The 17,703-nt window shown below is 74.3% G+C and carries 14 protein-coding genes; 12 read left to right on the plus strand and 2 right to left on the minus strand.

Annotation, left to right across the window (positions count from 1 at the left end):
* Positions 1-102 precede the first annotated feature (102 nt).
* From ACZ55U_RS26960 to ACZ55U_RS26990, 7 genes are all read left to right on the plus strand, one after another.
* Positions 103-633, plus strand: a complete 531-nt coding sequence (locus tag ACZ55U_RS26960) for an SRPBCC family protein (RefSeq protein WP_465529870.1) — start codon at positions 103-105, stop codon at positions 631-633.
* A 114-nt stretch (positions 634-747) separates the two neighbouring features.
* Positions 748-1,935 carry a MalY/PatB family protein gene (locus ACZ55U_RS26965; RefSeq protein WP_465529872.1) on the plus strand — a complete coding sequence of 396 codons (1,188 nt, stop codon included), beginning with the start codon at positions 748-750 and terminating at the stop codon, positions 1,933-1,935.
* A 263-nt stretch (positions 1,936-2,198) separates the two neighbouring features.
* The gene (egtA, locus tag ACZ55U_RS26970; protein ID WP_465529984.1) at positions 2,199-3,557 is read left to right on the plus strand and encodes an ergothioneine biosynthesis glutamate--cysteine ligase EgtA; all 1,359 of its coding nucleotides are present in this window, start codon (positions 2,199-2,201) and stop codon (positions 3,555-3,557) included.
* A complete protein-coding gene (gene egtB / locus ACZ55U_RS26975) occupies positions 3,554-5,023 on the plus strand; it encodes an ergothioneine biosynthesis protein EgtB (RefSeq protein ID WP_465529874.1) in 1,470 nt (489 codons plus the stop codon). Before egtA ends, egtB begins: the two co-directional genes overlap by 4 nt.
* Positions 5,023-5,772 (plus strand): ergothioneine biosynthesis protein EgtC, encoded by a 750-nt coding sequence (gene egtC / locus ACZ55U_RS26980; RefSeq protein WP_465529876.1) that lies wholly within the window; start codon positions 5,023-5,025, stop codon positions 5,770-5,772. Before egtB ends, egtC begins: the two co-directional genes overlap by 1 nt.
* A gap of 45 nt (positions 5,773-5,817) precedes the next feature.
* Positions 5,818-6,789, plus strand: a complete 972-nt coding sequence (gene egtD / locus ACZ55U_RS26985; protein ID WP_465529878.1) for an L-histidine N(alpha)-methyltransferase — start codon at positions 5,818-5,820, stop codon at positions 6,787-6,789.
* 211 nt (positions 6,790-7,000) lie between these two features.
* Entirely contained in the window at positions 7,001-8,428 is a 1,428-nt protein-coding gene (locus ACZ55U_RS26990) for a sugar porter family MFS transporter (protein WP_465529986.1), read from the plus strand.
* 212 nt (positions 8,429-8,640) lie between these two features.
* Here ACZ55U_RS26990 and ACZ55U_RS26995 read toward each other — a convergent pair whose 3' ends face one another.
* The gene (locus ACZ55U_RS26995; protein ID WP_465529880.1) at positions 8,641-9,387 is read right to left on the minus strand and encodes a TetR/AcrR family transcriptional regulator; all 747 of its coding nucleotides are present in this window, start codon (positions 9,385-9,387) and stop codon (positions 8,641-8,643) included.
* Between the two features lie 171 nt (positions 9,388-9,558).
* On the opposite strand from ACZ55U_RS26995, the gene ACZ55U_RS27000 reads away from it, so the two are divergent.
* The 4 genes from ACZ55U_RS27000 (at position 9,559) to ACZ55U_RS27015 (ending at position 14,419) form a co-directional block, all read left to right on the plus strand.
* Positions 9,559-10,722: an acyl-CoA dehydrogenase family protein gene (locus ACZ55U_RS27000; RefSeq protein ID WP_465529882.1), complete on the plus strand. Its 1,164-nt coding sequence runs from the start codon at positions 9,559-9,561 to the stop codon at positions 10,720-10,722.
* Positions 10,723-10,810: 88 nt separating this feature from the next.
* Complete coding sequence (locus ACZ55U_RS27005; RefSeq protein ID WP_465529884.1) at positions 10,811-12,010, plus strand: thiolase family protein; 1,200 nt, start codon at positions 10,811-10,813, stop codon at positions 12,008-12,010.
* Positions 12,011-12,080: 70 nt separating this feature from the next.
* Positions 12,081-12,839, plus strand: a complete 759-nt coding sequence (gene fabG, locus ACZ55U_RS27010) for a 3-oxoacyl-ACP reductase FabG (protein ID WP_465529886.1) — start codon at positions 12,081-12,083, stop codon at positions 12,837-12,839.
* Positions 12,840-13,048: 209 nt separating this feature from the next.
* On the plus strand, positions 13,049-14,419 hold the full coding sequence (locus ACZ55U_RS27015; RefSeq protein ID WP_465529888.1) for a S53 family peptidase: 1,371 nt from the start codon (positions 13,049-13,051) through the stop codon (positions 14,417-14,419).
* A gap of 130 nt (positions 14,420-14,549) precedes the next feature.
* On the opposite strand, the gene ACZ55U_RS27020 is transcribed toward ACZ55U_RS27015, so the two are convergent.
* Positions 14,550-16,619 (minus strand): hypothetical protein, encoded by a 2,070-nt coding sequence (locus tag ACZ55U_RS27020; RefSeq protein ID WP_465529890.1) that lies wholly within the window; start codon positions 16,617-16,619, stop codon positions 14,550-14,552.
* 563 nt (positions 16,620-17,182) lie between these two features.
* On the opposite strand from ACZ55U_RS27020, the gene ACZ55U_RS27025 reads away from it, so the two are divergent.
* Positions 17,183-17,695: an HAD domain-containing protein gene (locus ACZ55U_RS27025; protein ID WP_465529892.1), complete on the plus strand. Its 513-nt coding sequence runs from the start codon at positions 17,183-17,185 to the stop codon at positions 17,693-17,695.
* Positions 17,696-17,703 lie beyond the last annotated feature (8 nt).

Raw genomic sequence — 17,703 nt, forward strand, 5'->3', positions numbered from 1 at the left:
CAGAAGGGTGTCCAGGTTCGTCTTCACAAACCAACCAACGGGCACCCTTCGTCATGGTCGCGGCCAGTCCGGAGATCGGACTCATTCATCTAGGGTGGGCCCGTGGACCCCAACCACTACCGGTTCCGGGGCGTCTGGCGGCTCGCGGCCCCGGCGTCCGCCGTGTACACGGCGCTTGAGGACGTGCGGAGCTACCCGCTGTGGTGGCCGGAGATCCGCGAGGTCCGGCCGACCGGCGAGGACTCCGGGGACGTGGTGGTGCGCGCGCTGCTGCCGTACCGCCTGGTGATCGGCCTGGCGACGAGCCGGCGCGACCCGGCCGCCGGGGTGCTGGAGGCGGTCATGCGGGGCGACCTGGCCGGGTGGTCGCGGTTCACGGTGACACCGGACGGGCCGGGCGGCACGGGGAGCCGGGTGCTGTTCGAGGAGGACTCCCGGCCCGGCAAGCTCCTGCTGCGCCGGCTCGCGTTGCCGCTGCACCCGTTGTTCCGGGCCAACCACGCGGTGATGATGCGCCGGGGCGGGCGGGGGCTGGGGGTGTACCTGGCGGGTCGGGGCGGGGCGGGGAGCGACGGCGGGGCTACGGGTGCGGACGCGGGTGCGGGTGCGCGCCCCGGGTGCGACTGCGGATGACGAGGGTGGCGGGGTGACGGCGAACAGATGACAGATGACAGCTTTCAGCGAACAGATGACAGATTTCGAAATCTGTCATCTGTTCGCGCCACTCCCGCACCCGGCCCCGACCCCGTGACCGCCACCCCCACCCCTCGCCCGGACTTCGGTTTCGACGCCCCCTTCGACCGCGCCGGCACCGGCAGCAGCAAGTGGGCCCGGGCCGCCGCCCCCGGGGTGATCCCCATGGGCCTCGCCGACATGGACCTTCCCGGCCCACCCGCCGTCGCCGACGCGCTGGAGCGGCGCGCCCGGCACCGGGCGTACGGCTACACCGTCTGCGACCCGGCCGGGCGCGCCCTGGTGGCCGACTGGTACCGCGCCCGGCACGACGCCGCGGTGGACCCGGACTGGGTCCTGCTGCTCCCCTGCGGCCCGCGCACCGCGCTACGCGTCCTCCTGGAGACCCTCCGGCCGCAGGCACCCGTGCTCCTGCCCACCCCCGAGTGGGGAGGCTTCACCCAGCTCTGCCGCGCGGCCGGCCTGCCCCACCGCGAACTGCCCCTGCATCCGGGCCCGGACGGCTACCGACTGCCCCTCGGCCCGCTGCCCCACCCCGCCGGCGCCCTGCTGCTGAGCAACCCGCACAACCCCTCCGGCACGGTGTGGCCGGCCGACGCGGTGCGCGCTCTCGCCGCGTGGTCGGCGGAGCACGGCACACCGCTGGTCTCGGACGAGGTGCACGGCGACCTCACCCACCCCGGCCCATCGCACCCCGTCGCCGTCACCACCGCCGACCCGGCGCACCGTCACCTCGTCGTCACCCTCAACTCCGTCGGCAAGACCTTCAACTGCTCCGGCATTCCCAGCAGTTTCGCGCTCGTGCCGGACCCCGGACTGCGCGCCCGGTTCGCCGAGTCCCTGGCCGGCTACGGCCTCTGGGAGGGCGGCCTGCTGGAACAGACCGTGCAGCAGGCCGCCTTGCGCGAGGGCGGCCCCTGGCTGGACGCCCTGCTCGCCCACCTCGCCGACGCCCGCACCCGGCTCACCGACCGGCTCGGGCCCGCCGTCCGCTCCGTCCCGCAGGCCTCCTACCTGCTCTGGCTGGACGCCGCCGCCCTCGGCCTGCCGCCCGCCGAGGCCCGTCGGGCACTGCTGGAGCGCTGCGGCCTGGAGGCCTCCGACGGCGCCGAGTTCGGTGCGGGCGGGCGGGGTTCGCTGCGTCTGAACTACGCCCTGCCGGGGCCGGTGCTGGCGACCGTCCTCGACCGGCTGGAGCGCTTGGAGTGCCCGGAGCGTCCTGAGGGCCCGTCGCGCCCGTGACCCCGGCACTTGCCCCGGCCGGACTCCGCCGGCAGTCGCCCCCGCGCCGCGCCGGAGAACGCCCGTTCACCCGTTCGCCACACCGCCGACCTGCGGAAACGAACGTTCACGCGATTTTTGCGGGGCGCCCTCGCATGCTCCGTAGCAGACTGGGCAGGGTAGACCGGGCCGCAATCGTGATCCCGAGGATGGTGAGTCCGGTGATACCGACATCCCGCACCACTCCGCCCGACCGGCAGAGCGCGCCACCGCCCCCGCCGGGGGTGACCCCGTTGACCGAATCGGGGGCGCGCAGCCACGTGTCGGGCGTCTGCTTCAAGATCGGACCGCCCCGCCTGGTCGGGGTGGAGGTCGAATGGTTCGTCCACGACAACCGATGTCCCACCCGGCCCGTACGGCCCGAACTGCTCCACGCCGCACTGGAATCGCTGCCCCTCGGCGGCCCGGACGGCACCTCGCTCCCCTCCGGTTCGCGTCTCACGCTCGAACCCGGCGGACAGGTCGAGCTCAGCTCCCCGCCCGCCACCGGCCTCCTGGCCTGCGTCGAGGAAACCCGACGCGATCTGACCGCCCTGCGGACCGCCTTCGCGGCGCAGGGCCTGCGACTCACCGGCACCGGGACGGACCCGCTGGCCCGCCCCCGACGGATGGTCCTGGACCACCCCCGCTACCTCGCGATGGAGCGGTTCTTCGACTCCGCCGGCCCTTGGGGCCGGATCATGATGACCGGAACCGCGTCCGTACAGGTCTGCCTGGACGCCGGCGAGGCGGACGGCCCGCACGCGGTCGAGCGCCGCTGGCGACTGTCCCACCTGCTCGGCCCGGTCCTGGTCGCCGCGTTCGCCAACTCCCCCGTCCTGGACGGCAGTCCGACCGGCCACCGGTCCACCCGTCAGGTGGTCTGGTCCCGGATGGACCCGACCCGCACCCTCGCTCCGGAGCCCGACCACGGCGACCCGCGCGAGGCCTGGGCGCGGTACGTGCTGGACGCCGAAGTACTGTGCGTCCGAAGGCCCGAGGGCCTGCCCTGGACGGCTCCGGCCGGGCTGACCTTCCGCGACTGGATCCGAGGTGGAGGCGAACGGCCGCCCACACTCGATGACTTGGAGTACCACAGCACCACCCTCTTCCCGCCGGTGCGCCCACGCGGCCACCTGGAGCTGCGGATGATCGACGCCCAGCCCGGGGACGGCTGGGTGGTGCCGACCGCACTGGTCACCGCGCTGCTGGACGACCCGGTGGCCGCCGACGCCGCGCTGGCCGCCCTGGAGCCGCTGGAGTCCACCGGCCGACCGGGGACGGACGACCCGCCAGGGACCGATGACCAGCTGGGGACGGACGGCCCGCCTATCACGGACGGCCCGCGCGCGCCGCGCAGCGACGTCTGGCGCCGCGCCGCCACCCTCGCCGTGGCCGACCCCGAGCTGCGCCGGGCCACCCTCGCCTGCTTCGCCGCCGCCGACGCCGCCCTGGGCCGCCTGCCCGGCGCCGGGCGGCTGCGCGCCACCGTCGCCGAGTTCGCCGAGCGCTACCCCGCGCGCGGCCGCTGCCCGGCCGACGACCAGCTGGACGCCCTGCGCTCCGGCACCCGACGCACTCCCCCGGAGGAGGCCGCACCATGACCGACGTCCGACCCCACGGGGATGCCCAAGCCGGCAGCACGGACCCGACCGGTACCACCGGCACCACCCGCCCCGCCGGCGCCGCTCACCCCGCCGGTGGACTCGGCGCCCCCCACCCCGCCGGTGGACTCGGCGCCCCCAGCACCCTCGACGGCCTCGGCACCGAGGCGCTGCGCGAGAGCATCGCCACCGAGCTGCTGGCCGCCCGCGCCCGAACCGCCGCGCTGACCGACTGCGTCGACGACGGCGACCTCACCGCCCAGCACTCCCCGTTGATGTCCCCGCTGGTCTGGGACCTGGCGCACATCGGCAACCAGGAGGAACTCTGGCTGCTGCGCAACGTCGGCGGCCGCGATCCGATGCACCCCGAGATCGACCCGCTGTACGACGCCTTCCAGCACCCCCGCGCCGAGCGCCCCAGCCTGCCGCTGCTGCCGCCCGCCGAGGCCCGCGCCTACGCCCACGAGGTGCGCGGCCGGGTCCTGGACCTGCTGGCCGCCAGCCCGCTGGACGGCGCGCCGCTGCTGGAGGCCGGATTCGCGTTCGGCATGATCGCCCAGCACGAGCAGCAGCACGACGAGACGATGCTGATCACCCACCAGCTCCGCCGGGGTGCGCCCGCCCTGGCCGCTCCCCCGCCGCCGCCCGCGCCCGCCGACGCGGCCGTGCTGCCCGCCGAAGTCCTCATCCCCGCGGGCCCGTTCACCATGGGCACGGACACCGAGCCGTGGGCGCTGGACAACGAGCGCCCGGCCCACGCCGTCGACCTGCCCGCGTTCCTGCTGGACACCACCCCGGTCACCAACGCCGCCTACCAGCGCTTCATCGCGGACGGCGGCTACGACGACCCGCGCTGGTGGACCCCCGAGGGCTGGTCGCACCGGCAGCAGGCCGGCCTGACCGCCCCGCTGTTCTGGCGGTGGCAGGACGGCCAGTGGCTGCGCCGCCGCTTCGGCTCGGTCGAACCGGTCGAACCGAACGAGCCGGTGCTGCACGTCAGTTGGTACGAGGCCGACGCGTACGCCAGGTGGGCCGGCCGCCGACTGCCGACCGAGGCGGAGTGGGAGAAGGCGGCCCGGCACGACCCGGCCACCGGACGCTCCCGCCGCTACCCCTGGGGCGACCAGCCCCCCGGCCCCGAGCACGCCAACCTCGGCCAGCGCCATCTGCGCCCGGCCGGCGCGGGCAGCTACCCCGAGGGGCAGTCACCCTACGGCGTCCGGCAGTTGATCGGCGACGTGTGGGAGTGGACGGCCAGCGACTTCCACCCCTACCCGGGCTTCCGGGCCTGGCCGTACCGGGAGTACTCGGAGGTGTTCTTCGGCCCCGAGTACAAGGTGCTGCGCGGCGGCTGCTTCGCGGTGGCGCCGGTCGCCTGCCGGGGCACCTTCCGCAACTGGGACTACCCGATCCGACGGCAGATCTTCGCCGGCTTCCGCACCGCGCGCAGCCCGGAGGAGCACTGATGTGCCGCCACATCGCCTACCTCGGCGAACCGGTGGCCCCCCGGGAGCTGCTGGTGCACCCGCCGTACGGGCTCTACCGGCAGTCCTGGGCGCCCCGCGTCCAGCAGTACGGGACGGTCAACGCGGACGGCTTCGGGCTCGGCTGGTACGCGGACGGGGACGAGGTGCCCGCCCGCTACCGCCGGACCGGGCCGATCTGGGCGGACGAGACCTTCGCCGACCTCGCCCGGGTGGTCCGCACCCGGTCGCTGCTGGCCGCCGTCCGCTCCGCCACCGAGGGCTGCGCGGCGGGCGAGACCGCGGCCGCGCCGTTCGCCGCCGAGCGCTGGCTGTTCAGCCACAACGGCGCGGTGGCCGGCTGGCCCGGCAAACTGGCCGCGGCGGCCGCCCTGCTGCCCCCGGCCGAGCTGCTGGAGCTGGAAGCGCGCACCGACTCGGCACTGCTCTGGGCGCTCGCCCTGCACCGGCTGCGGGCCGGCGCCGGACCGGGCGAGGCCCTGGCGGCCACCGTCGCCGACGTCGCCGCGCACACCACCGGGCGGCTCAACCTGCTGCTCACCGACGGCACCGCGATCGCCGCGACCACCTGGGGCGACACCCTGTACCACCGCACCCTGCCGGGCCTCGGCACGGTGGTGGCCTCCGAACCGTACGACGACGCACCGGGCTGGACCCCCGTCCCGGACGGTTCGCTGCTGCTGGCGGACTCGCGCGGCATCACCGTGGACCGGCTTCCCGGCCGCGACTGATTGCCCACTCTCCCTTCATCTTCTGAACAGAGGAACCACCCTGTCATGGACACCTTCGATCTCGTCCGACTGCTGCCCGCCGACCACTTCAGCACCGCGCTGCGCCACGACGTGCAGCACGGGCTGACCTCCGCGCCCAAGTGGCTCCCGCCGAAGTGGTTCTACGACGCGCGGGGCAGCGAGCTGTTCGAGGAGATCACCCGGCTGCCCGAGTACTACCCGACCCGCGCCGAGCGGGCCATCCTGACCGCGCGGGCCGGCGAGATCGCCGCCGCCACCGGGGCCCGGACCCTGGTCGAGCTGGGCTCCGGGTCCTCCGAGAAGACCCGGCTGCTGCTGGACGCCCTGCGCTCGCTCGGCACCCTGGAGACGTACGTCCCGGTGGACGTCAGCGAGAGCGCGCTGGCCGCCGCCGGCGCCGCGCTCGCCGCCGAGTACCCCGGGCTCGGGGTGCACGGGGTGCTCGCCGACTTCACCGCCCGGCTCGGCCTGCCCCCGGAGGGCGGCCCGCGCCTGGTCGCGTTCCTCGGCGGCACCCTGGGCAACCTGCTGCCCCAGGAGCGGGCGGCCTTCCTGCGCGGCCTGCGCGCCGCCCTCGACCCGGGCGACTTCCTGCTGCTGGGCACCGACCTGGTCAAGGACCCTGCGGTGCTGGTCGCCGCGTACGACGACTCCGCCGGGGTGACCGCCGAGTTCAACCGGAACGTGCTGAACGTTCTCAACCGCGAGCTGGGCGCCGACTTCGACCCGGACGCCTTCGAGCACGTCGCGCTCTGGGACCCCGAGCAGGAGTGGATCGAGATGCGGCTGCGCTCGCTGCGCGCGCAGGCCGTGAAGATCCCGGCCCTGGACCTGCCGGTGCACTTCGCCCGGGGCGAGGAGCTGCGCACCGAGGTGTCGGCGAAGTTCCGCCGGGAGCGGGTGGCCGGGGAGCTGGCGGCGGCCGGGCTGCGGCTGAGCCACTGGTGGACCGACCCCGAGGGCCGGTTCGGGCTCTCGCTCGCCGCACCGGTCTGAGAAGCCCGCGACGGGGCACACGAGGGCAGGACGCGGGGGCGCACGAGGGGTGAACCCGAGGGCGCCCCGGCGACCAGGCTCGGACAGCTCAATTTGCTTGTTCACCTTACGAATTCTCAGAGCGAAACTTGAGGTTCCCGATGTACAAGACTTAAACGCACAGGGGTTACGATCTCCGCTACCGAGCTCAGCGTTGAGTACCAGGAGTCAGATCGTGAGTGTCACCCAGAAGCCCTCCGGGGCGGTCGAGGCCCCCGCGCCCGGCCGCCTCGGCTTCGTCGTCTTCATCACCGCGGCAGCGGCCCTCGGCGGCTTCCTGTTCGGCTACGACAGCTCCGTGATCAACGGCGCCGTCTCGGGCATCCAGGAGAAGTTCGGCGTCGGCAGCGGCGTGACCGGACTGATCGTCTCCTCGGCCCTGCTGGGCTCGGCGGTCGGGGCGGCGCTCGCCGGACGGTTCGCCGACCGCTACGGCCGCATCAAGGTCATGAAGGCGGGCGCACTGCTGTTCGCGATCAGCGCCGTCGGCTCGATGCTGCCGTTCTCCGCCTGGGACCTCGCCCTGTGGCGGGTCCTCGGCGGCGCGGCCATCGGCATCGCCTCGGTGATCGCCCCGACCTACATCGCCGAGGTCGCGCCGACCAAGTACCGGGGCCGGCTGGCCTCCTTCCAGCAGGCCGCGATCGTGCTCGGCATCGCGATATCCCAGCTGGTCAACTGGCTGCTGGCGCAGGCGGCCGGCGGCGACACCCGCGGCCAGCTGCTCGGCCTGGAGGCCTGGCAGTGGATGCTCGGCATCTGCGTCGTCCCGGCCGCGGTCTACTTCACGCTCGCCTCGGTCATCCCCGAGTCCCCGCGCTACCTGATCCAGGCCGAGCGCCTGGACGACGCCCGCAAGGTGCTCGCCGAGGTCGAGGGGGACGGCGTGGACACGGACGCCCGCATCGCCGAGATCCGGGCGCTGATCGCCTCCGACCACCGCCCGCGCTTCCGCGACCTGCTCGGCGGCCGCTTCGGACTGCTGCCGATCGTCTGGATCGGCATCGGCCTGTCGGTCTTCCAGCAGCTGGTCGGCATCAACGTGATCTTCTACTACTCGTCGATCCTGTGGCAGTCGGTCGGCATCGACCAGAGCAACTCGCTGCTGATCAGCTTCGTCGGCTCGGTGATCAACATCCTGGGCACCGTGATCGCGATCGTGCTGGTCGACCGGATCGGCCGCAAGCCGCTGGCCCTGATCGGCTCGGTCGGCATGGCGGTCGCGCTCGGCACGGCCGGCTGGGCCTTCTCCTCGGCCACCGGCAGCGGCGACAACCTGACCCTGCCCGACTTCCAGGGCACCGTGGCGCTGGTCGCCGCCAACGCCTTCGTGCTGTTCTTCGCGATGTCCTGGGGCGTGGTCGTCTGGGTGATGCTCGGCGAGATGTTCCCGAACCGGATCCGCGCCGCCGCGCTCTCGGTCGCCGCCTCCGCGCAGTGGATCGCGAACTGGGCGATCACCGTCTCGTTCCCGTCCATGTCGCGCTGGAACCTGTCGGCGACGTACCTGATCTACGCCGCCTTCGCGGCGCTGTCCGTCCTCTTCGTGGCGAAGTTCATGAAGGAGACCAAGGGCGTCCGGCTGGAGGACATGGGCTGATCCGAACGCCGGGCCGTCGGCCCCCGCCTCTCCCGCGCCAACGACGGGGGGAGGCGGGGGCCGAATCGTTTCCGCCGAGCCGGATCGATCCGCGGTGGTCCACCGGACGGCGGGTCCGGCCGGGGCAGCGCCCTTCGAGCGGGCGGACGGCGCGGGCGGTCGGCGCGGCCGTTCGACGGGGCCGGCCGACCAGGCCGGTCGAGGGGGCCGGGTCAGGGGCGTTCGGCGAGCCGGGCGTAACGCAGGGCCAGCCCGTCGAGCAGCGCCTCCAGACCCGTCTCGAAGGCGCCCTCGTCCACCGCCCCCCGGTGTCCGGCCAGCCGGTGCGCCTCGCCGAGGTGCGGGTAGTCGGCCGCGTCGTAGACCTCGGCGTCGGCCGGGAAGCCGGCCGCGAAGGAGGCGAGCGCGGAGCCGGTGACGAAGTAGCGCATCAGCGCGCCGATCCGGGTCGCCTGGCCGCGCGGCCACCCGGACTCCACCAGGTGGCCGAAGACGGCGTCGGCCAGCCGCAGCGCGTTCGGCCGCCGCCCGGGGCCCTGGGCGAGCACCGGGACGATGTTGGGGTGGGCGGCCAGTGCGGCGCGGTAGGAGCGGGCCCAGTCGCGCAGCGCCGCCGGCCAGGGGGTCTCGACGGTCGCCGGGTCCGCCGCCCCCGGCCCAGTGGCTCCCGCTGCGGCGGGCCCAGCTGCGGCCCCCACGGCAGTGCCCCCGGCAGCCCCCGTCCCCGTCCCGGCGGTCCGGAACATCGACAGGTCGACTTCGCCGATGACGCTGTCCACCACCGCGTCCAGCAGCTCGTCCTTGGTGGCGAAGTGGTTGTAGAGCGAGGGCCCGCTGACCGACAGCTCGGTGGCGAGGCGGCGGGTGGACAGGGCCTCCAGCCCCTCCTCGTCGATCAGCCGCAGCGCGGCGGCGACGATGCGCTCGCGGCTGAGCAGCGGGGTGCGTGGACGGGCCATCGCGGCGGGTGCCTCCGGTTCCTCCGGTCGAGTGCGCTGGGGACCGATTCTGGCAGGTGCCCCTTCCCAGCACGGCGTCGGCGGGGCTACAGTCCCCCCATAAAACTTGCAGCGCTAGTTTAATGGGCCCGGTCCCCTCCCGGGCCCTGGACACCGGATTCGGGAGCCGCCGTGAACCTGGAGTTGTCCGAGGAGCAGAGCGCCGTCCGGGACCTCGCCGCCTCCTTCACCGATCGCGAGATCGTGCCGTACGCCGCCGAGTGGGACCGCGCCGAGTCCGTCGACCGCGCGATCGTCGGCAAGCTCGCGAAGGTCGGCTTCCTCGGGCTGACCATCCCGGAGGAGTACGGCGGCAGCGGCGGCGACCACCTCGCGTACTGCCTCGTCCTGGAGGAGCTCGGGCGCGGTGACTCGGCCGTGCGCGGGATCGTCTCCGTCTCGCTCGGACTGGTCGGCAAGTCGGTCAACGGCTTCGGCACCGAGGAGCAGAAGCGGTACTGGCTGCCCCGGCTCACCTCCGGCGAGGCGCTCGCCTGCTTCGCCCTCACCGAGCCGGGCACCGGCTCGGACGCCGCCCACCTCACCACCCGCGCCGTCCGGGACGGCGGGGACTGGCTGATCAACGGCGCCAAGACCTTCATCACCAACGGCACCTGGGCCGACGTGGCGCTGGTCTTCGCCCGCACCGGCGGGGACGCGCCCGATCAGCGGGGCCACCGGGGCGTCACCGCCTTCCTGGTCCCCACCGACCTGCCCGGCTTCACCCGCACCGAGATCCACGGCAAGCTCGGCCTGCGCGGCCAGGCCACCGCCGCGCTCACCTTCGAGGACGTCCGGGTGCCCGACAGCGCCCGGCTCGGCGAGGTCGGCAAGGGGTTCACCGTGGCGATGGCCGCCCTGGCCAAGGGGCGGATGTCGGTGGCGGCCGGCTGCGTCGGCATCGCCCGGGCCTGCCTGGAGGCCGCGGTGCGCTACGCGGGCGAGCGCGAGCAGTTCGGCAAGCCGATCGCCTCGCACCAGCTCGTCCAGGAGCTGCTGGCCGGCATCGCCGTGGACGTCGAGGCGGCCCGGCTGCTCACCTGGAAGGTCGCCGACCACATCGAGCGCGGCCTGCCGTTCGCCACCGAGTCCTCCGTCGCCAAGCTGTACGCCAGCGAGGCCGCCGTCCGGGCCGCCAACAACGCGCTCCAGGTCTTCGGCGGCTACGGGTTCATCGACGAGTACCCGGTGGGCAAGTACCTGCGTGACGCACGGGTGATGACCCTCTACGAGGGCACCAGCCAGATCCACCAGCTGCTCATCGGGCGCGCCCTCACCGGCGTCAACGCCTTCTGACCGCGGCACGCGCCCGCCCTCCCTACAGCCACCCCGGCCACCCCGGCCGTCCCTGCCACCCCTGCCACCCGACAAGGAGCCCGACGACGTGCGCCCCGTCTACTTCGCCGCCGCCCGCCGCACCCCCATCGGCCGGCTGCGCGGCGCGCTCGCCACGGTCCGCCCGGACGACCTCTCGGCCACCGTGCTGCGCGCCCTGCTCGCCGACGCGCCCGCACTCGACCCGGCCCGGATCGACGACGTCTACTGGGGCGCCGCCAACCAGGCCGGCGAGGACAACCGCAACGCCGCCCGGATGGCCGTCCTGCTGGCCGGCCTGCCGGAGACCGTGCCGGGAGCCACCGTCAACCGGCTCTGCGCCTCCGGCCTGGAGGCCGTCACCCTCGCCGCCCGGGCCATCGGCTCCGGCGAGGCGGACGTCGTGCTGGCCGGCGGGTGCGAGTCGATGACCCGCGCCCCCTTCGTCCTCCCCCGCCCCGACGAGGCGCTGCCGCACCGGATGGAGACCTTCGACACCCGGCTCGGCTGGCGGCTCACCAACCCCCGGATGGCCGAACTGCACGGCGTGCTCAGCATGGGCGAGACCGCCGAGGAGGTGGCCGCCCGGTACGGCATCGGCCGGGAGCGCCAGGACGCCTTCGCGCTGCGCAGCCACCAGCGGGCCGGCGCCGCGCGCAAGGACGGGCACTTCGACGCCGAGCTGGTCCCGGTCGAGCGGCCGGACGGGGTGACGGTGGGCCAGGACGAGGGCATCCGCGAGGACACCAGCCTGGCGAAGCTCGCCGGGCTGAAGCCGGTGTTCCGCCCCGGGGGCACCGTGACCGCCGGGAACGCCTCGCCGATGAACGACGGCGCGGCCGGCCTGCTCCTGGTCGGCGAGGAGGCGCTGCGCGACCTCGGGCTCCAGCCGCTCGGCCGGTACGTGGCCGGCGCCTCGGCCGGGGTGCACCCGGACGTCATGGGCATCGGCCCCGTCCCGGCGACGGCGAAGGTGCTCGCCCGGGCCGGCTGGTCGCTCGCCGACCTGGACACCGCCGAGCTGAACGAGGCGTTCGCAGCGCAGGCGCTCGCCTCCGCCGACGGCATCGGCTTCGACCCGGAGCAGGCCGAGGAGGTGGTCAACCCCAGCGGCGGGGCGATCGCGCTCGGCCACCCCCTGGGCGGCTCCGGCGCCCGCATCCTGACCACCCTGCTGCACCGGATGCGCCGTACCGGTGCCCGGCGCGGCCTGGCCACCATGTGCGTGGGCGTGGGGCAGGGTACGGCCGTGCTGGTCGAGAGCGTCTGACCACCACCGCCGCCTGCCACGGGCGTTCTGTCACTTGCCACCTGTTGATCCAGACTTCCGAGGAGTTCACATGACGCGGTTCGCGGGGAAGGTCGCCGTCGTGACCGGCGCGGCGCAGGGCATCGGGGCGGCCACCGCCCGCCGGCTGGCCGAGGAGGGCGCGGCGGTCGCCGTGGTCGACCTCACGGCCGAGCGCGCGGCCGGGACGGTCGCCGAGATCACCGCCAAGGGCGGCACCGCCCGGGCGTACGGCTGCGACGTGGCCGACTACGACGCCGTGGAAGCGGTGTTCGCGCAGGTCGCGGCGGACCTCGGCGGGGTGCACATCCTGGTCAACAATGCCGGGATCACCCGGGACAACCTGTTCTTCAGGATGCCCAAGTCCGACTGGGACGCGGTGCTGACGGTCAACCTGACCAGCGCGTACAACTGCAGCCACGTCGCCCAGAAGTACATGGTGGCGCAGAAGTACGGGAAGATCGTCTCGCTCAGCTCGCGCTCCGCCCTCGGCAACCGGGGCCAGGCCAACTACGCCGCCGCCAAGGCCGGCATCCAGGGCCTCACCGCGACGCTGGCGATCGAGCTCGGGCCGTTCAACATCAACGTCAACGCCGTCGCGCCCGGGTACATCGCCACCGCGATGACCGCCGCCACCGCCGAGCGGGTCGGCAGCAGCGCCGAGGAGCACCAGGCGGAGGTCGCCGCCCGGACTCCGCTGCGCCGGGTCGGGCAGCCGGAGGAGATCGCCTCGGTGGTCGCCTTCCTGGCCAGCGAGGAGGCCTCGTACGTCAGCGGGCAGACCCTCTACGTCAACGGCGGGGCGCGTTAGGACTCCTGCTGACGTGTCGTCACCCGGCCGTCCCAGGTGGGAGGTTACCTTCCCCTGGGACGGCCTTTACCTTTTCGCGTGGCCGAGCATGACCATGACCTTGATCATATGACCCCTCCGAATGACTATGGCATGATCATGTAGCTCTCGATGGGATGGCCGGACCCACCCGACCGAACCAGGTCGGGCCCTGCGTCCCAAGGAGTCCCATGGGCAGCCCCGCCACCCTCCGCCGCGCCCTGGCTCTGCTCGCCGTGGGGGCCACCGCCCTCACGGCCGGCACCGTCGCCGTACCGGCCGCCGGCACCGCGATCGCCGCCCCCGCGCACGACCTGACGGGCGTCCACGTCCGTCCCGCCTCCTTCGGGCACCACAACGCCCAAGCGCGCGTCGCCCCGCTGAGCACCACCCAGTGCGTCAGCCAGATCGGCATCCACTGCTACTCGCCGCTCCAGTACCGCACCGCCTACAACCTGGACCCGCTGTACCGGGAGGGCATCACCGGCAAGGGCCGCACGATCGTCATCGTCGACTCCTTCGGCTCCCCGACCATCCAGCACGACCTGGAGGTCTTCGACAAGCAGTGGGGCATCAAGGACACCAACGTCGAGGTGGTCAAGTGGGGCGACGTCCCCGCCTTCGACCCGAAGAACCCCGACCACACCGGCTGGGCCGGTGAGACCACCCTGGACGTCGAGTACGCCCACGCCGTCGCCCCCGACGCGCACATCGTCCTGGTCGAGACCGGCGTCTCCGAGACCGAGGGCACCACGGGCCTGCCCGAGATGATGGACGCCGAGAAGGCCCTCATCAAGGCCGGCCGCGGCGACGTCATCTCGCAGAGCTTCGGCGCCACCGAGAACACCTTCCCGGGCTACGACAAGGGCGACTTCAAGTCGCTCACCGATCTGCGGTACGCCTTCCAGGCCGCCGCCGACCACAACGTGACGGTGCTGGCCGCCTCCGGCGACAACGGCGCCACCGACGCCCAGGAGAACGGCACCGACCTGTACCCGTACAAGGTCAACTCCTGGCCGTCCTCGGACCCGCTGGTCACCTCCATCGGCGGCACCCAGCTCACCCTGGACGACTCCGGCAAGCGCACCGCGCCCGACAAGGTGTGGCACGACCAGTCCGGCGCCGGCGGCGGTGGCGTCTCGGGGATCTTCGAGCGCCCGTGGTACCAGGCCGGCGTCGCGAACGTCACCGGCAACCACCGCGGCACCCCGGACATCAGCATGAGCGCGGCCGTGGACGGCGCCGCCTGGACCTACGAGTCCTACGACCCGACCTCGGTCGGCTGGCACCTCACCGGTGGCACCAGCGAGGCCACGCCGCTGTTCTCGGGTGTCGTCGCGCTCGCCGACCAGCTCGCCGGCCACCGCCTCGGCCAGCTCAACTGGCGCCTGTACGGCATGAACCTGCTGCCGAGCCAGTTGACCGGCATCGTCGACGTGAAGGAGGGCGACAACAGCTGGGGCGGCGTCACCGGCTACAACGCCACTCCGGGATACGACCTCGCCAGCGGTCTGGGCACCATCGACGCCGCCAAGTTCGTGCACGCGATCGCCGCTCGCTGAAACGGCGGGCCGCGCGCGACGGCGGGCAACAGGTAACGACGAACAGATGACAGCGAACAGATAACAGCGAACAGATGACAGATTTCGAAATCTGTCATCTGTTCGCTGTTCGTCGTCTCCTGGCCGTCTGTCAGTCGGTCGCGGCCAGCTGGGCGAGGTAGCGCTCCGCGGCGCGGAGCTTGCGGCGGTCGGGGCCCGGGAGGTGGGCGCGCAGTTCGATGATCTCCGGGGCGATCCGGATCGCCTCGGCCCGGTCGGTGACGGCGCGCCAGCAGGCCTCGGCGTTGGTGGCCGCCCGCTGGGTCTCCGGGTGGTCAGGGCCCTGCGAGCGGAGCAGCGTCAGCGCCACCTCGCGGTAGATGTCCGCGGCCTCGGCCGCTCGGCCCGCGAGCCGGCACACGTGCGCCCGGACCTGCCGCACCTGGAGCACCGGCTCGGACACCGCCCCGTGCTCCGCGATCGCCTCCAGTTCGAGCGCGAAGGCCAGATCGGTGGCGGCGGCGTGGTCCCCGGCGTCGGCGCTGCGGACGATCCGTCCGATGACCTCGCGGTAGTCCGCACGGGGCCGACCGGTCTCGGGGGCCTCGGCGCCGGGCGTCTCGGCCGGAGTCTCGGCGGGGCTCTCGGCCGGGGCGGCGGGCGTCCCGTCGACGGGGGCTGGTGCCACGGCCGCCGCGTCGACCGACCTTTCGCCCGCCGGCACGCCGCCCTGGGGCACGGCGTCGGCCGGCACCTCGTCAGCGGGCGCCTCGTCCACAGGCGTCTGATCGGCAGGCGTCTCGTCCGCAGAAGTCTCGTCGGCCGGCACCACCTCGGCGGTCGCCTCGCCCACCGGCGCCTCGCCCGCCGGTCCCCCGTCGGCCGGTCCCCCGTCGGCCGGCGTCCCATCCGCCGGTGCCGGCTCGACCGGAACAGCGTCCTCGGGCGCCTCCCCGACGACCTCCCCGACCGGTTCCTCCACCGCCGCCGCCACCTCGACCCCGGCCTCGGAGGCCACCACGGCCTCCACCCACGGGAGTTCGGGCTCCGCGACGCTGTCCGCCGGCTCCGGCCGGGGCTTGCGCAGCGTGACACCGGTCACCGGCGTGCGGTCCACCGGTACGGCGTCGGCCGGAACGGGCTTGCGCAGGTTCACGGCCGGCGCCTCACCCGCTTCACCCGCCTCACCCGCCTCACCCGCCTTCAGCAGGCTGACCGGACGGGCCGGCCGCGGCGGGGTCGGTGGTACGCCCGGCTTGACCAGGCTGACCGGGCCCCCACCAGCCGTCACCGGGTCCGCCTCGGACGCGGTGGACGCGGCGGACGTTCCGGGCGCGGCGGACGTTCCGGGCGAGGCCGGCGCGCCGGAGGCCCCGGCCGTGGCGGACGGCACAGGCACCACGGCCGGCGCGGGCACCGGCCGGTCGGCGACGGCGTCCCGCGGCTCCGCCGAACGCGACGGCAGCGGCACCGGGGGCGGCGCCACCTCGGCCGCCGGCCCCTCGCCCCGCCGGGCGGTGTTGCGGAAGAACGGGCGCTCCGGAGCGTGGGTGGCCAGGATGACCACGTCCGGCCGCAGCACCGAGTACACCTGCTGCCGCAGTTGCTCGGGGGCGAGCACCTCGCCCGCGCCGGGTCGGCCGCCGTGCAGTGCCTCGATCAGGGCACGGGTGAAGGTGCCGATCTGCTCCGGGTCCGGGCTGACCACCGCCCACAGCGGGATGCCCTCACTGAGCGGGGAGACGGTGCCCTGGAGGTACGGCCAGGCGTTCTGATCGGCACTCAGGTCGGCGATGACGAGGGTCGGCCACTCGGCCGGACGGTGGCCCAGCTCGGCGGCGAGCGCCTGCCAGGGCAGGCCGTCCTGCTTGGCGTCACGCAGGGTCAACTGGAGCTGGCCACCGCGCTTGTCGGCGACCACGTGGCCGCCCAGGTGGATCAGCAGCGGTCCCGGGTGCCGGGAGGCGGCACGCAGGTGGGCGAGGACGGTGTGCGGGTCGCCGGCGCCGGGGAGGTGGACGGCGTCCACCGCGTCCGCGGCGAGCAGCACCTGCGGCGAGACGGCGGCGAGCATCGCCGAGAGCACCGGCGCCTGGGCCGGGCCGCCCCGCCCCCAGGTGCGGCGGCCGGAGTTGCCGTACCCGCCCTCGATCACCAGGATCCGCCCGCGCGGCGCCGCACCGAGCCCACCCGCACCGACGGCGGCAGCGCCCTGGGCCACGCCCTGCACCGGGAACGGCGGCGGGGTCGCCGTGGACGCGGACCCGACGGCCGGCAGTCCGGTGAGGGTCCATCCGGTGGGCGGCACAGGAGGCGCGGCCGGGGGCGCGGGCGGCGGCACGGGCGCCTGCCCGATCGGCTGCGCACCCCCCTGCACGCCCGTCCCGACACCCATCCCGACACCCGGAATCGAAGCCGGCTCCGAAACCGGCTCCGAAGTCGGCGCTGCGATCGGAGCGGGAGCGGCCGGGGGCGGCGGCGGCTCGTACAGCGCGGCGGGACCGGGCGGGTGCTCCCCGACCGGCAGACGCGGCGGCGGCGGTACGGCGTCCCAGGGGCCCGGGTCGGCCGCCGGGTCGGGACCTCCGGAAACCGCTGTCGTCTCCGCCATCTCCTGGTCACCGCCCCGCCCCGCCGCTCCCGCGGCGTCTGATGCCCTCGCCCGCGTGGTGCCTGCCACCACACTCCGTGCGCGCCACCCTACGAGATCCCGGCTCGCCCGTTCCAGGCCGGGTGGCCGATCGGCGCGCCACCCCGCCCACGCCGTCCCGCTAGGGTGCCGTCATGAGTGATGCCGGCCGCCCGTTGCTGTTCCTCGACGTCGACGGCCCGCTCATTCCCTTCGGCGATCCGCCGCCGGGCGGCTACCCGACGTTCCGGAGCCCGTACGTCCCGTCCGGCGCGCTGCCCGGCGGGAACCCGCTGATCGGCCGGGTGGACCCGGAGTTGGGGGCGCGGTTGCTGGGCCTGCCGGGCGAGCCGGTGTGGGCCACGACGTGGCTGGAGGATGCCAACGAGTGCCTCGCGCCCTGGCTCGGCCTGCCCCGACTGCCCGTCGTGGACTGGCCGGTGGAGCAACCGGACCAGCCGGACGGCGTGCACTGGAAGACGCGTGCGCTGGTCGCATGGGCGGACGGGCGGCCGTTCGCCTGGGTGGACGACGAGATCGCCGAGGCCGACCGCCGTTGGGTCGCCGTGCACTCCGCCGCCCGCGCCCTCCTCCACCGGGTGGACCCCGGACGCGGGCTCACCGAGTCGGACTTCGCCGCCTTGGAGGCCTGGCTGCGGACCGTCTGACCGGCCGC

It is taken from the genome of Kitasatospora sp. NPDC034533, assembly GCF_055575155.1.